The organism is Sphingobium subterraneum, from assembly GCF_014199435.1.
Lineage (GTDB): Bacteria > Pseudomonadota > Alphaproteobacteria > Sphingomonadales > Sphingomonadaceae > Sphingobium > Sphingobium subterraneum.
In genome coordinates this window covers 453,186-467,543 of the sequence record NZ_JACIJP010000002.1, presented here as the reverse complement: position 1 = coordinate 467,543, position 14,358 = coordinate 453,186, and the positions used below count along the sequence as shown (strand labels likewise).

At 61.1% G+C, this 14,358-nt stretch carries 16 protein-coding genes; 4 read left to right on the top strand and 12 right to left on the bottom strand.

The window, feature by feature from the left end:
* Window positions 1-11: 11 nt before the first annotated feature.
* Genes FHS92_RS08965 through FHS92_RS08945 form a run of 5 tightly spaced genes read right to left on the bottom strand, consistent with a single transcriptional unit; the run spans window position 12 to window position 4,042 of the window.
* Window positions 12-836, bottom strand: a complete 825-nt coding sequence (locus FHS92_RS08965) for an urea amidolyase associated protein UAAP1 (protein WP_184079669.1) — start codon at window positions 834-836, stop codon at window positions 12-14.
* Window positions 833-1,300, bottom strand: a complete 468-nt coding sequence (locus FHS92_RS08960; RefSeq protein ID WP_184079667.1) for a CopG family ribbon-helix-helix protein — start codon at window positions 1,298-1,300, stop codon at window positions 833-835. The genes FHS92_RS08965 and FHS92_RS08960 overlap by 4 nt, the downstream gene beginning before the upstream one ends.
* Window positions 1,293-2,108, bottom strand: coding sequence for an ATP-binding cassette domain-containing protein (locus FHS92_RS08955; protein ID WP_184079665.1), 816 nt, complete (start codon window positions 2,106-2,108; stop codon window positions 1,293-1,295). The genes FHS92_RS08960 and FHS92_RS08955 overlap by 8 nt, the downstream gene beginning before the upstream one ends.
* Window positions 2,105-2,920, bottom strand: coding sequence for an ABC transporter permease (locus FHS92_RS08950; protein ID WP_184079663.1), 816 nt, complete (start codon window positions 2,918-2,920; stop codon window positions 2,105-2,107). Before FHS92_RS08950 ends, FHS92_RS08955 begins: the two co-directional genes overlap by 4 nt.
* A 39-nt stretch (window positions 2,921-2,959) precedes the next feature.
* Window positions 2,960-4,042: a putative urea ABC transporter substrate-binding protein gene (locus tag FHS92_RS08945; RefSeq protein WP_184079661.1), complete on the bottom strand. Its 1,083-nt coding sequence runs from the start codon at window positions 4,040-4,042 to the stop codon at window positions 2,960-2,962.
* Window positions 4,043-4,802: 760 nt separating this feature from the next.
* Here FHS92_RS08945 and FHS92_RS08940 point away from each other — a divergent pair.
* Both FHS92_RS08940 and FHS92_RS08935 read left to right on the top strand, forming a co-directional pair.
* On the top strand, window positions 4,803-7,232 hold the full coding sequence (locus FHS92_RS08940; RefSeq protein ID WP_184079659.1) for a TonB-dependent receptor: 2,430 nt from the start codon (window positions 4,803-4,805) through the stop codon (window positions 7,230-7,232).
* 196 nt (window positions 7,233-7,428) lie between these two features.
* Window positions 7,429-8,265 (top strand): MBL fold metallo-hydrolase, encoded by an 837-nt coding sequence (locus tag FHS92_RS08935; RefSeq protein WP_246351920.1) that lies wholly within the window; start codon window positions 7,429-7,431, stop codon window positions 8,263-8,265.
* A 25-nt stretch (window positions 8,266-8,290) separates the two neighbouring features.
* Here the strand turns inward: FHS92_RS08935 and FHS92_RS08930 are convergent, their stop codons facing one another.
* The 5 genes from FHS92_RS08930 to FHS92_RS18320 form a co-directional block, all read right to left on the bottom strand.
* The gene (locus FHS92_RS08930; RefSeq protein ID WP_184079654.1) at window positions 8,291-8,887 is read right to left on the bottom strand and encodes a hypothetical protein; all 597 of its coding nucleotides are present in this window, start codon (window positions 8,885-8,887) and stop codon (window positions 8,291-8,293) included.
* Window positions 8,888-8,961: 74 nt separating this feature from the next.
* Window positions 8,962-9,957 (bottom strand): sterol desaturase family protein, encoded by a 996-nt coding sequence (locus FHS92_RS08925; protein WP_184079652.1) that lies wholly within the window; start codon window positions 9,955-9,957, stop codon window positions 8,962-8,964.
* A 213-nt stretch (window positions 9,958-10,170) separates the two neighbouring features.
* A complete protein-coding gene (locus FHS92_RS08920; protein WP_184079650.1) occupies window positions 10,171-10,425 on the bottom strand; it encodes a hypothetical protein in 255 nt (84 codons plus the stop codon).
* Between the two features lie 37 nt (window positions 10,426-10,462).
* The gene (locus FHS92_RS08915) at window positions 10,463-11,134 is read right to left on the bottom strand and encodes a glutathione S-transferase (RefSeq protein WP_184079648.1); all 672 of its coding nucleotides are present in this window, start codon (window positions 11,132-11,134) and stop codon (window positions 10,463-10,465) included.
* A gap of 32 nt (window positions 11,135-11,166) precedes the next feature.
* Window positions 11,167-11,361: a KUP/HAK/KT family potassium transporter gene (locus tag FHS92_RS18320; protein ID WP_246351881.1), complete on the bottom strand. Its 195-nt coding sequence runs from the start codon at window positions 11,359-11,361 to the stop codon at window positions 11,167-11,169.
* 152 nt (window positions 11,362-11,513) lie between these two features.
* Here FHS92_RS18320 and FHS92_RS08905 point away from each other — a divergent pair, with 152 nt between their 5' ends.
* Both FHS92_RS08905 and FHS92_RS08900 read left to right on the top strand, forming a co-directional pair.
* Window positions 11,514-11,918: a host attachment family protein gene (locus tag FHS92_RS08905; protein WP_184079647.1), complete on the top strand. Its 405-nt coding sequence runs from the start codon at window positions 11,514-11,516 to the stop codon at window positions 11,916-11,918.
* A 159-nt stretch (window positions 11,919-12,077) separates the two neighbouring features.
* Window positions 12,078-12,284 carry a hypothetical protein gene (locus tag FHS92_RS08900; protein WP_184079644.1) on the top strand — a complete coding sequence of 69 codons (207 nt, stop codon included), beginning with the start codon at window positions 12,078-12,080 and terminating at the stop codon, window positions 12,282-12,284.
* Here the strand turns inward: FHS92_RS08900 and FHS92_RS08895 are convergent.
* Window positions 12,262-12,729, bottom strand: coding sequence for a GreA/GreB family elongation factor (locus tag FHS92_RS08895; RefSeq protein WP_184079642.1), 468 nt, complete (start codon window positions 12,727-12,729; stop codon window positions 12,262-12,264). The genes FHS92_RS08900 and FHS92_RS08895 overlap by 23 nt on opposite strands.
* Window positions 12,726-14,060 carry an Hsp70 family protein gene (locus FHS92_RS08890; protein WP_184079641.1) on the bottom strand — a complete coding sequence of 445 codons (1,335 nt, stop codon included), beginning with the start codon at window positions 14,058-14,060 and terminating at the stop codon, window positions 12,726-12,728. The genes FHS92_RS08895 and FHS92_RS08890 overlap by 4 nt, the downstream gene beginning before the upstream one ends.
* Window positions 14,061-14,358 lie beyond the last annotated feature (298 nt).

The window sequence follows — 14,358 nt, the reverse complement described above, 5'->3', positions numbered from 1 at the left end:
GGTCTGTCCTTTTACCGGCGGTAATAATCTTCGACGTTCTCGAAAGCGCGCAGCCCCTCGGGCGTCGCGTTGCGGATCGGGTCGTTTGCGGGCGTGACCGCGCCCCGCCACGCCGTCGCGCGCAGCGGCGTGACGGTCCATGTCTCGCGCGGATCCAGCACATGCGGGCAATTGGCGATGACGACGACCAGGTCCATTTCCGCGCGCAGCACGACCCTTCGGCCCGGTGTGAACGGGCCAATGTGCGGCGTGATCGTGCCGTCCTGCTCGATTGTCGTGCCCTTGAACAGCGTCACGCTGGGATGGACGTCGCGGCGCTGCAACCCGTGTTTGGCCGCGCCCAGCAGGAAGCGGTCGCGGGCGTTGGGAAAGGGACCACTGTTCGCGCCATTGCCATAGCGCGCGGCGTTGGTGGCGGCATTGGATGGTCCGCAGAATGCATCATGCGTCTGCGCGTCGTCGGTCAGGATGCTCATCAGCACGCGGCCCATGTCCGACAGCAGCAGCTTGCCCGCGCCCAGATAGGCGTTCCACTGTACCTTGACCGTATCCGCGACATTGAGCCGTTCGGTCGGCATCTCCGCATTGAACAGCAGGATCGAGGCGCAGGCATCCCCCTTGACGTCGATCAGCCGAAGCCGCGTGCCGCGTGTCAGCCGCCGCGTGGCATAGCCGCCCGCTGCGATCGTCTCCTCCCAGACCAGATCGTCGTTCCCGACGTCGTCCGGCAGGTCGTCGGCAACCGGCGGTAGCACGGGCATGGCCTCGACGACCGTCCCGGCCATCGCCCGGGCATGGTCGCGAGCGGCGTGCGGGTTGGCGAGCGTCTGGGTCATGCCACCGCCCTCTTGTCGTCTTCCTGTTCGTAGAGCGGAGGCAGCAGCGTTGTGGTGGTGATAAGGTGAAGCTGATGCACCCCACGGACGCGGCGCAGCGCATCGCACAGATCTTTCAGCCGCAACGCGGGGCCCTGCACCAGCAGAACCTCCAGCGACTGGTCGTCCTCCAGAAACACATGCTGCGAGGAGATCACTTCGCGCAGATAATGCGCCTGCGTCTGGGCAAGCTGATGCCGCACGCGCCCGCGATCGCCCCGGTAAACCATGGTGATTGTACCGGCGAGCATCTCGTCGGGGCGGGTGAACGCCTCATGCTCGGCAAGGGCGTGGCGGATCAGTTCGGCGATAAGCTGCGAGCGCGAAGGCAGCTCACGTTCCTCTACCATGATGTCGAGCTGTCGCGACAGATCGCCGGGAAGGCTGATGCTGAGCCTCGCCAGACTGGCGATTTCGCTATTCATGTCCGATCGTCTCCTTGGTCTGTTGGCCGGTTTCGGCTTGTTGATTGCTGGCTTTGTCGTCGGCCGGATCGTCCGATGGCGGGTCGGCGCGGTGAAGCGGAAGGTCGTAGATCGCGGTCGCGCCGTAACGGTTGGGCGCGTGCGGATCATGGCGGCGCTTGTCGAGCGCAAGGACGCGCGTACCCAGCGTAAAGGCTTCGCGAATGTCGTGCGTGACCATGATGATGGTCAGGGAATAATCGCGCCACAGACGCGTGATCAGCCGATGCATATCGACCCGGATACCGGGATCGAGCGCCCCGAACGGTTCGTCGAGAAGCAGGATGCGCGGACGCTTAATCAGCGCCTGCGCGATCGCGAGCCGCTGAAGCATGCCGCCGGACATCTGCGCGGGGTAGAGGTGCAGGGAATCGCCCAGACCGACCGCGGTCAGCATTTCGACCGCTTCGGTTCGGGCGGCAGTGCGCGCGCTGCCAAACAGCCGTGCGGACAAGGGTGCCTTCTCGCATTCCAGCCCGAACACCGTGTTGCGCAACGCCGAGAGATGCGGAAACACCGAATAGCGCTGGAACACCACGCCGCGGTCCGGCCCGCATTCGGCGGCCAGTGGCTTACCCTCCAGCAGCATGCGTCCGCGTGTCGGCACTTCCTGCCCCAGGATGACGCGCAGCAGGCTGCTCTTCCCTGCTCCGGACGGTCCGATAATCGACACGAAGGATCCCGTCTCGATATCGAGGGTCACATTCTCAAGGACGATCTTCTCGCCATATTCGACCCAAATATTGCTGAGGCTGAGGAGCGCGTTCAATGACCCGCTCCATGCGCCCAGGGAAACATCCGTCGACTGAGGACAACCAGCACGACATCCATCACGATCGCCAGCAGCGCAATCCAGGCGACATAGGGAATGATGACGTCCATCGCCAGGTAACGCCGGACGAGGAAGATGCGGTAGCCAAGGCCCACATCCGACGCGATGGCCTCCGCGGAGATCAGGAACACCCACGCGGGGCCGAGCGACAGGCGCATGGCATGCAGCAGGCGCGGCATGGCCTGCGGCAGGGCGACGCGGATGATGATCTGCCACGAACTCGCACCCAGGGTTTGCGCCTTGATGATCTGTTCGCGTGGCAATTGCGCGACATAGGCCGCGATGTCGCGCACCATGACGGGCGCGATCCCTATGACGATGAGAGCGACCTTGGCCGTTTCTCCAAGGCCCAGCGCGATGAACAGGATCGGCAGCAGGGCAATCGGCGGGATGACGGCGATGGCTGTCACCAGCGGACCGAAGGTGGCGCGCACGGGCGGCAGCACCCCCAGCAGCAGGCCGATCAGCAGGGCGGAGAGCGTGGCGATGCCAAGGCCCAGTCCCAGCCGCTGGAGGCTGGCGACCGTATCCGCCCAAAAGACGATCTGCCCGGTGAGCTGATCCGTCGTGAACAGCAGGTTGGCCATGGCCGCCGCCATCATGTCGGGCAGGGGCAGAACCTTGTCCATCGGATTGGCGGCGTGGCGCTGCGCCGCCAAGAACAGATAGCACAGGATCAGCAGCAGGATCGGAAGCGCACCCAGGACAACGGACGGGCTCCGGGGAATCTGGCGGTTCACCCAACGCATGGTGTCACCTCATCTTTGACAGGAGCGCACAGCGCGGTTTCAGAGTTTTCCGTCGGCGGCCATCTTCATGAAGCTTTCATCGAAGCGCAGTGTCACCCGCGCCGGATCGCCGAGCGTCTTTCCGCCCGGGAAGGCAATACCCACCGCGTCGGGCGACGAGGCGCCCTTGAAAAGGCCGTGGCTGAAGCTGAAATCCCGCACCAGCGTCATGGTCTTGACCAGCGCCGGGGCCGTCGTCGCGGCAACGGCAGCCTTCGGATCGGTATAGAGGAACGTGGTCGAAAGCTGGCTGTCGAAGCTCTCGGGCGTGGATCCGGCGAGCTTGGCCATTTCCGCGCGGGCGGCCTTTCCGGTTGCATCGTTGCGCTTCATCAGCGCAACGGTTTCATACCAGATGCCGGTCAGCGCCTTGCCAAGGTTGGGGTTGGCCTTCAGCGTCGCGGTATCGACCACCATGAGATCGAGGATCTCGCCGGGAATGTTCGACGAATTGAACACGTCCTTTGCGCCAGCCTGACCCTTCATCACCGAGAGCTGCGGGTTCCATGTCACCGCCGCCTGCGCATCGGGACTGCTGAATGCGCCGACGATATCGGCATCGGACGTGTTGACCGTCTTGACGTCGGTGGCCTTCAGCCCGGCGCTCTGCAACGCGCGGGCGAGGAGATAATGCGACACCGACAGCTCGACCAGATAGATCTGCCGACCCTTGATGGCGGCCAGCGTGTCGGCGCCCTTGAGCAAAATTCCATCGTTGCCGTTGGAATAGTCCCCCACGACGATGGCGCTGGTGTCCTTGCCGCTCGCCGCAGGGATGGTGAGCGCGTCCATGTTGGTTACGGTCACACCGTCAAATTTGCCGGCGGTGTATTGGTTGATCGATTCCACATAGTCGTTCACCTGAACGACATTGATCGTGATCCCGTATTTGTCGGCCCATTTTTTGACAATGCCGGCTTTCTGGGCGTAGGGCCATGGCATCCAGCCCGCATAGATCGACCAGCCGATGCTGAAGTCCTTGCGCGGCTCCGCCTGGGGGTCTGGCGACTGGGAACAGGAAGCGAGGATGAGCGCCCCGGCGAGCATTACGGCTTTTCCTGCCTTGCCAATGATCCCGAACATGATTCGATCCCCTTTCGCACTGCAGCATCTCTCCAGCCCACGCGCTTGTCCACCAAAAAATGTTACGATTTTTAAAGAATGTAATAATTGCCGGTTTTCCGCCCATGGCTCGCAGCCCTGTTATTCAACTGACGCCCTGACCCCATGGGTAGGCTTCCGCTCGTCCTGCGCTGGCAGAAACCTTGGTCGATCGGACGCTGCCGCTAAAAACCCGGCTGAAGCAGCAAGTGATTCGCGCGCTGATTCGTTTTCGGCCGACGCGATTCGCCGTCTATCTCAAGCGATCAAGTTTGGTGAAGATAGACGCGCGCCGCCAAGATCCAGCATATCCGCCATTTTGTGCGGTACAGCATGCCATATGTTCATACTGAGCAACTGCAAAATTATTACGCTTGACGCATTCCGTAATATCCATACCGTATTGGTCACGGCTCATCGAGGGGTCGAGCCGGATAACAACAATGCTGGCGTTGCCAGCGAAGCGAAGGGACGGACGATCGGGAACTGGCCAACAGGCTTGCGGAGCGCAATGGGCTTACCGGCATTCGCCTTGCCTACCGGGCAAGGGGGGTCCCCTTCGATCACTTTTCTTTGCCTTATTACCGGATTGCCCGGCGCAGTTTCGCCGCGCCGTGGCGCCAACGAACCAAAGGGACGGGGCCATCATCGGCCGAAAATTCGAACGATAAGGCGCTGGACCAGGGAAAGCGCCATTGGGAGGGATGTCACTTAAGGCTCAACAGAAGGGGTCGGAGTGACTATGAAACTATTTCGCAACACGCTGCTTGGCGCGACCATTTTGATGGGCGCCGGGACACCTTCGGCTCTCGCACAGACGGCTGCGCCTGATCAGGGTAGCTCGGCAGGAGACCCGAGCGAGATCGTCGTCACGGCCACGCGCCGGGCAACGTCCATTCAGGACGTACCGATCAATATCAGTGCGGTCGGGCAGGAACAGATTGCCCGCCAGCGCATCGACGACGTGCGCGATCTGGCCGATTTCACGCCCGGCATGACCATTTCCGACACGGGGCCGGGGTCGACGGGCACAATCGTACTGCGTGGACTCAATGCTTCAGATACCGACACCACCGGCAACTCCTATGACAACGCGTTGGGCGTCTATCTGGGCGAAGTGCCGCTTTACTATGATTTCAAGCTGCTCGACATCGCACGGGTGGAAACCCTTCTGGGGCCGCAAGGCACACTTTACGGTCTTGGGACCCTCGCTGGCGCGATCCGCAACATTCCGAACCGGCCCAATCTGGGGCGGTTCGAAGGTGCAGCGCATGGTCGCCTTTACGGGAAAAATCATGGCAGCAAGGCTGGCTATCAGCTGGATGGGGTGATCAACATTCCCATCATCACGGACCATGTCGCCTTCCGGTCGGCTACCGGCTACTACTATGATCCGGGCTTTATCGATTATCCGCTGCTCCTCCAGACGCCGGGTGTGTCCCTGCCGCAGCCCGACGGGCCGGATTTCGTGACACCTGCGGGCTATGCAGCGAACCTCCGCAAAGAGAAGGACCTCAACTTCGAGAAGACCTTCACGACGCGCAACCAGCTGCTCGTTCAGTTCAGTGAAGATCTCAAGGTCGACTTCACTTACGCCTATCAACAGACAAGGACCGATGGCGGTCAATACAACAGTGCAGGCGTTCTGGGGACGGGCAAATATGAGAGCGCAGGTCGCTATACCGAACCTTCCAAGCGCCGCGCGCACTTGGGCAGTATGGAAATCAACGCAAACATTGCCAGCATCGCCGACCTCGTGGCGACGACTGCCTATACCAATGTCAAAAACAGGAATCGCACAGACAACACCGACCTGTTGCTTGATCTGGACTATGGGTATGAGTCGTTTCCTGCCTTCTCCAGCTGGAACGAAAGCGAGAATACCCGCAAGCAGTTCAACCAGGAGGTGCGCTTCGTTTCGCGCCATGGCGGCCCGTTCAATTGGGTGATCGGGGGCTTCTACAACCGGCAGAAGCTACAGCGAGATTATGTCGAGCATGTACCCAACCATCCGTGGGTGGCCTTTGGAACATTGCCGAACCCTGACGAAGTCGAATATGCGTCTTACACACGGTCGACCGTTACGGAAAAAGCCATTTTCGGAGAAGGTACGTTCAAGGTGACACCGAAATGGCAGGTGACTGCAGGTGCGCGCTATTTTGGATACAAGTCCAAAATCGCTGGAGCGCTCGTCGTACCCCTGATTGGTGATCCGGTCAGCCCCTACGATCTTCCACCGGCGGGTGGGACGGCGAAGAAAACGGGCTGGGTCTGGAAACTGAACAGTTCCTACAATTTTACGCCCGGCATCATGCTGTATGCGACGTACAGCAAGGGCTACCGTATTGGCGGCCCAAATAGTGTCGCTCCTTGCCCGGACCCACTGCCGAATGATCCGGATGGCGACCACATCAATAACACGCAGTTACCATGCGGCCTACCGAATGAAATTCAGTTTGGACCCGACACAACGAAAAATGCCGAAATCGGCATTCGAACTCAATTGTTTGATCATAAATTAACGTTTAATTTCAATGTCTTTCAGATTAAGTGGAATGGCATTCAGGTATCTTCTGCGACCTTGAACGGCATTGTCGGTATCACCGTGAATGGCGGCAAGGCCAAATCAGAAGGCTTCGAAACCTCGTTCCAGCTGCGGCCGGTGCCCAGAGTGTCGCTTCAGGGGACCTATTCCTATGTCAACGCCAGGTTGACGGAGAATGTCCCCAACAACATTCCGGTCAATGACCCTGCAGGAACCTATCCTAGCGTACCGATCAAGCTGGATGCCCTCTCCGGCGACCGTCTACCCGGATCGGCGAAGAACAGCGGTAGCCTAGGCGTTGCCTATACCATGCCTTTCAAGGACGGGAATCTTATCGCGGATTGGGCCGCTACCTATCGCGGAAGCGTCGTGACGCGGCTCGGTTGGGATCGCGCTTTCGGTGACAAGCTTCCTGGCTATGTGCTGCATCGCGCATCGCTGACATATGAAACTGACCGCTACAGCCTTGGTATATTCGCCAACAACATATTCGACAAATATGCGGTGAACGCAGTTAATCAGGATCGATCGCGCACGGGCCTGAACGACGGCGTGGTTCTGCGCTATTACAAGCGGTCGGTTATCAATCCGCGCACCTTTGGTATTGAAGTGCGGGCCAAATACTGACGGTCTGGTGCGGGGCGCCATCTTTCGGGAACGGCGCCCTGTTCCGATACACGGAGGATCGTTTCTTTCCGCTGGAGATGCACGAGAGGACTAAGGGATGACGGCTCAGACAGGTGCGCGTTGGGCACGGACAGCCCGATGGGGGACAGCTCTCCTGTTCGTCCTCGGTGCCGTCGCACCGGCGGCCCCTGCGAAAATGCCGCTGCCAAGCCTCTTCCCGGAAAAGTGGATCGACGGGACGCTGGCGGTCGAACCCACGACCCAGGTGCAGGCGCTGGACGGTGACAGCTTCGTCATCCGGCAATCGGTCAAGACCAATTTCGAAGCGCCGTTCCTTTACCTTCTGTTCGGCCGCGACAAGGCGTTGCTGATTGATACCGGCGCGGAAAACGGCGTGATCCGACCGGCCATCGACCATATCATCGACGGCTGGCTGAAGGCGCATGGCCGCACATCCATTCCGCTCGTCGTCGCCCACAGTCACAGCCACGGAGACCATGTCGCGGGCGACAGCGCGTTTCGCGACCGGCCCGATACGACCGTGGTGGGCCTTACGTCTGCCGACGTGGCTGCCTTTTTCGGCATCACGCGCTGGCCGGATCAGATTGTCCGGTTCGATCTGGGCGGACGGCCGCTCAGCATCATTCCGACACCCGGACATCAGAAAGCGGCGATCATGATCTACGATCCCCGGCTAAAGATCCTGCTGTCGGGTGACACGCTCTATCCCGGTCGCCTGTACGTGCCGGTCAACTTTCTGGCGGACGAGCGCGCCAGCGTCGATCGTCTCGCCGCTTTTGCCGCACGCCACCCCATCCGCGCGGCACTGGGGGCGCATATCGAGATGACGCGCACGGCAAGGCAGGACTATGCGCACGAGGCCGCGGCCCATCCCGACGAGCATCCGCTCGAACTGCCGGCCGCCAGTATCGGCGAGCTGCGGGCCGGTCTCAAGGCGCCGCTCGACACGCCTGACCAGCCGCAGGTCCACGATCATTTCATCATCTATCCGGTAGCAGCCCGGACCGACTGATGCGGTCGCGGCCGCGCGGTCGCCGTTATGCCTCGCTCAGGCTTTTGCGAAACAGCCGCTTCGCCAGCCAATCCTCCAGCAGACGACCGGCAACATAGAGCGCGGCAAAGAGCGCTGCGAACACATAGCTGGCGGTGGGCGACGGTTTCTTGTCCTCATCATCGCCCTTTTTCTTCTTGGGCTTTTCCGGAGCGGGCGCGCCCAGAAACCGGTCGATCGGATTTTGGGGAAGTACAACGTCCTTCTCCTTTGGCTTCTCGGCGGCGGCATCTTTTGAGGCGCCTTCGAGCTTGCCGATCGCCACCGTGACCTGCGCGAACGCCAGGAACATCAAGGGCGCCAGAAAGCAGTACAGCAGCGCCCGGCTCACGAGACGGTAGCGCAGCACCGGTCCGTCCTGAGCATTCTCGATCCGCAGCACGCCCGAGTTGAAAACCGACATCTTGTCCTGCGACGCTGGATCCTTTTTGTGAAAAGTCAGTGTATCGCCCGACGTTTCATGGCTGGTACCGGGTTGATGGAACAGGGGCGCCAGTCGGTCGAAGGCCTTGCTGGCCTGCTCCGGAGTCAACGCGAGACTGCCCGTGATGTGCCAGATCCACTCTATGAAACGTGTATGCACAGCTTTCCCATCCGGTGTGGCGTTCGGGTGAGAGGAAAACGCGGGTGAGAAGGGGCCAGGGCGCATCAACCCGGTCATTCGGCGGGCACCACGAGCGGTTCGCTCGACCCCGCCTTGCCCCAGCGCGCCTTGATCGCTTTCCACCCTTCGGTGAAGGGATAGGTCATCTGCTCGCGGATCGACATGCGACGTCCGCCCTCCAGGCCGAGCAATTCCGCTTCCCCATCGACGCAGGTGCCGAACATCCGGTCGATGAAAATATAGGTACCGGCAAAGTTGCTGCGGCTCGCCTCAAAATCCTGGGAGTGATGGACGCTGTGATGTTCGGTGGTGTTGAACAGGAAGCGCCACCAGCGGGGCGAATTGAACCGCACATTGATATGCTGGTAGGTGCCGACCGCCAGACCCATCGCTCCGGCGAGCAGTGCGGCGCGCGGCAGAAAGTCGAAAAAGCCGCCAATGCCGATGCCGATCAGGAACAGCTCGACTGGGTTGCCGACCGCACCCTTGTTGATGTTGAACTGGGTGATGTAGTGGTGCACCGAATGCGGCAGCCACAGCGGGTACCAGTTATGCATCCCGCGATGCATCCAATATTGCCCGAAATCGAAAATGAACGAGATGAGAAACGCCTGCAGCAGCAGCGGGAGGCCGATGAACCACGCCAGCTTGCTCCAGTCGAAACTGTGCTGGACCGCCTCAATCACGGCATCGCTGCCGATATACCGCTCAATCATGGCGAGGACGGTGTAGCCCAGTGACACATAGAACAGGTCGGTGACCAGTTCCTTCCAGGTCAGGCTCCAGCTTTCATAGCGGGGGTTGACCCACTCCAGCGCCAGCAGCATGACCTTGAAGCCGATGCCAATGCCGATGGCCGTCGATGTTTTGGCGATCGAATTGGGCGCGTAATACCAGAAGGCGATCAGCGCGAACAGCATCGTCGGCTGAAACCAGCGAAACACGAACTGCTTGATCGGGCCTCCTTCGACCGTCCCGATATTATCCCACCCCACGATGACGGGCGCTGTGGTCCCGATCATCCGATTGCCTACGCGTACTCCGTCCATGTCGCCCTCGTATCGCCTGCTGCCCGCGGCATCGGCCGGACATCAATCGGAGCAGCATCGCGAAGGTGGACCCATCACGCCAGACGCCGTTGGGCTATATCTCCCATAAATCCAGTCTATGCCGCGCGTGGTGCCGGTGCATGGGCCGAGGCAATAGGTACGTTCACCCGCGCGACCTGCGCTGGCACGGCTTCCGGCTTGATATAGCGCCGTTCAGGGGAAGGACTTTGGCGAAGCCGTCGTTTCTTCCGGCTCTGCGTCCGGCTGGTCTATTCCGCCTTGGTTGCGCATTTCCGCATAGGCCGCGTCGCGCGCTTCGCGAGGCAAGGAGAGGAGATAGTGCCGTGCATCCTTATACGTCAGGAAGGTCTTTCCGTCTGCAAGGATGGGGACAGAACGGCCGTTGTAGATCCGGCGGAGGGATCGGCTTTGCGCCCTGCTCAACGCGTGGTCGTCTTCGTCCTTCATAGCTTTTTCCTCATGGGGACCGCGCGATCGCAACGCCTCAGGGCTGAGGAAAGATGATGGGCGGATCGCCCGGCGACCACGGCGCGCTGTGCATCATGATCCGCTGGAAAAGCGCCGACGTCAGATGGCCCGACAGCCAAGCCTTGAGATGCGGCAATGACTGAGCAGCGAACCATTCCCGGTCGACGGCCGCGAACTGTCGCACGAAAGGCAGGATGGCGGCGTCCGCCAGCCCGCGCGCAGACCCGCAAAGCTGCCCCGTGCCTGCCAGGCGCTCATCGATCGCGCGGAGGAAATCCAGACCTTTCTCACGATGGACAAGGCCATCACTGCCGTAACGACCGGGATATTTATAGCGGTCGAGGTTGTGCTTGAACGGACCGTCGTTCCGAGCGATCCATTGCGGGTCGTCGCGCTCCAGCCACCCTTCCGGGTCGCGATTCCGCAGAGCCCAGCGCATGATGTCGAGGCTCTCGTCGATGACCGTATCGTCCGGCAGGACGAGCACAGGGACGGTCCCTTTGGGCGAGGCGGCCAGCATCGTTGGGGGTTTCGCGGACAGTTTCACTTCGCGGAGCACGCATGCCACGCCACTGATCGCCAGCGCCAGCCTCGCCCGCATCGCATAGGGGCAGCGCCGAAAGCTGTAGAGCACGGGATGGGTCTGTGTGCCGGGACGCTCCTGCGACTCGCTTGGGAAATGGCGCATATGAGCGTCCATAACCTGAGGCCAAAGGCGCGTCAGCAGGCGGGTTGCAATTTACGGACGAACGCCGCCAAAACCCATCGGGCGCGATGTCCGACTTCGCCAACATGGTTCTGACCGCTAAGGCTCGCATAAAGCGGACTGGTGCCAATATCGCCATAAACGACGCCAATGGCGCCCAGCGTCAGCGCGGTAACATTATTATGAAAGGCAGATTTACGATCGGACATGACGCAGCCTTGGTGATTACATTGCGTCGATTGTCGCGATTCCGGCCGTTCCATCCCTCTCTAAAGTAGCCCGGCAATGGGAGTCCTCGACTGTGGGGCCATTCCGGCCGCCCGGGCGTTGCGCACATGACAGGCCTTCAAAAGGAAACATCATGAAGATACCCAAAAGCGCAATTGTCGCTGTCGCTGACGGCGAAATACTGAACCTCTATCGCAACGAGGGCGACGAATCCGCCCCGAAGCTCACAGCGATGCCTGATGCCGCGATCTCGACGGAGAACAAGGGGTCGGGCGGCCGACACCAGAGCAGTTCGGCCAACCCTTCGGACAGCCAGCAGGATGAAGACAGCTTCGCGGCTGGAACCGCCGCCATGCTCAACAAGCGCGTTCTCGATGGGAAGATCGATGCTCTCATCATCGTTGCTGCCCCCCGCACGCTCGGTGAGCTGCGCAAGCATTATCACAAGGCCCTTTCGGCCGTGCTTGTCGGAGAGATTTCGAAGGACCTGACCGGCCATTCGGTCGGCGATGTGGAAAACACGATCGCGGCGGCCTGACGTTCGCCGGAGAAGGCCGCAAGCGGCGCGAAGCTCTCCAGTATTGAGGAACCGCCTGCGCGATCCGCGCCGTTGGACGTCAAAATATTCCTCACCCTAGTCGGATGTGCAGGCTAGGGTGAGGAATAGCGTTGGGGCCGTTCACGAGGTGCGGGGACGATGAAGCGTACACGGTTGAGCATTTGCACGAAGAAGGCCCGCTTTGCGACCGAGCATGACGCGCTCGTGATAGCCGCTCGTGCCGACATCCCGTTGCGCGCGTATCGCTGCGACCGGTGTCGACAGTTCCATCTCAGCAGCCGTACCAAGGGCAAGCGCGTTCCCCGGCCGCAGGACATCGCGGTCATCCCTGCGTCGCGCGTATAGCCAGCACTTCAATCGCATCCGGCACGCCAGCAAATTCCACGACGTCACCGACTTCGGCGTCCATCATCGCTCGGCAAAGTGGTGCGGAGAAGGAGATGATTCCGGATGCAGGATCGGCCTCGTCGTCGCCAACGATGGTGATGGTCTGGTCCCGCCCCTTGAGCCGGAATTCGACCGTGCACCCGAAGGCAACATGGGTGCCATCGGGCAGGGGCACCAATTGCGCAGTCGCCTGCCGTGTTCGCCAATAACGCAACTGGCGACGAGTGGCCGTGATGTCCGTTTCCTCTGTAAGCTGAGGCAGCAACGTCTCCAATTCGGTGACCTTGAGGCGGGTCTGGGCGAGGCCGTTGGCTGTCACAAAATTGGGTCCCGGCGGGATCGGCAGCTCGAACTTTGGCTCCAGATGCTCCTCATCGCTCTCACGGCGGAACGCAACGCTCATGACGGGTCTCCAACGGCTAAATCTTCGGGCACGAGCCACTCGTGCAGATCCGGGTCTTGCCCAATCAGGGCCAGGCCATGCGCGATGGAGGTTAACTCGTTGCCGCTGGCGATACGATTTGCGCCGAAGCGCTCTTCGAACAGACGGCGCACCGCCGGGATCAGCGACGAGCCTCCCGTCAGGAACACATGGTCGATCTGATCCGGGCACAGCTGCGCATTGCTCAATGCGCCGTCCACCGTTTCGGCGATGCGCTGCAGATCGGGGCCGATCCAGCGCTCGAAATCCTCGCGACTGACGTCGGCATCGATCGTCAAACCCGGACCGTCGAAGTGGAAGTGGGCCGTGCGATCGCTCGACAGCGCGCGCTTGAGGCCGCCCACCGCCTCGTAAAGGGCATAACCCAACTCATGTTCCACCACCGCGATCATGCGGGCGATGGCAGCTGGATCGGTCGCGTCGCGATGCAGCCGCGCCAGCTGCTCCAGCGTGCGGCGGTTGCGCATCAACGCAAGCCGTGACCAGTCTCCGAAATCGGAAAAGTGCCCGGCGGGAATCTCCAATATCTTTTCGAACGAACGATAGGTGCCGCCTTTGCCCAGCAGGGGCAGCACAAGATGGTCCATGATGCGATAATCGAATCTGTCGCCTGCAATTCCGATACCTGCCGTACCCAACGGAACACAGCGCCGCATGGCGCCCGGCGCTTCTACCCGCACGATCGAAAAATCGCTGGTGCCGCCACCGAAATCGGCCACTAGCAGCGTCGCCGGTTCGGTAAGGCGTGATGCAAAACTGTACGCCGCGCCCAGCGGCTCGTAGACATAGTGAATGGGGCGACCCAGCACGCTGAACATCGCATCATAACGCGCTCGCGCCAGCATCGGGTCCGGGCGTGCGCCGACATAGCGCACGGGTCGGCCAACCACGATCCGCTCGGGCAAATCGGCCAGCGCGTCGCCTGCATGCGCCAGCAGATGCGTCAGGAAGATCTGACCCAGCTCCTCAAAACGCAGGCGCCTGTCGAACAGGCTGGCATGCTCGAACGTCGGGTTGGCGGCCACCGACTTGAACGATTGCAGAAAGCGGGAGCCTTGCGGAAAATCCAGAAATTCGGCGATCGCCCAAGGGCCCGCCTCATGGGCCAGCCCGCCACGCACCCGTTCCTCTGGCCAGAAGCACAGGGCGGAGCGGAAAACGGCGCCGACGCCTCCGGGAGCGGCCACGGAAACCAGTTCTGCCTGCCCACTGCCATCGGTTCGGGCAATGACGGAGTTGGTCGTGCCAAAATCGATCCCGACAGCACGCGCTGCCGGAACGCTGTACGCCATGTTGGAAACCCTTGCTTCTACCCGGACTGTTGCCGCCTATGACAGTGCAGCGCGGGTCCCACAACCGACATATCAGCCCTTCGCAGCACGCGCTTCGCTGTCAATGCTGGGCATATAGATCTGTAGAGATGGTCCGTGGCGGTGCTGTCAGTCCCACGCGAATTTTTCTCGACCCTGCGAATGTGCGCTGGGAGCGAGGTGTTTTAGGCGGCAGGGCTCTTCCGCTCGGCGATCGCCGCTGCACATTCGTGGCAAATACCGGATGGAAACCGTTCTCTCAGTCCTCCACGTCCGGTGA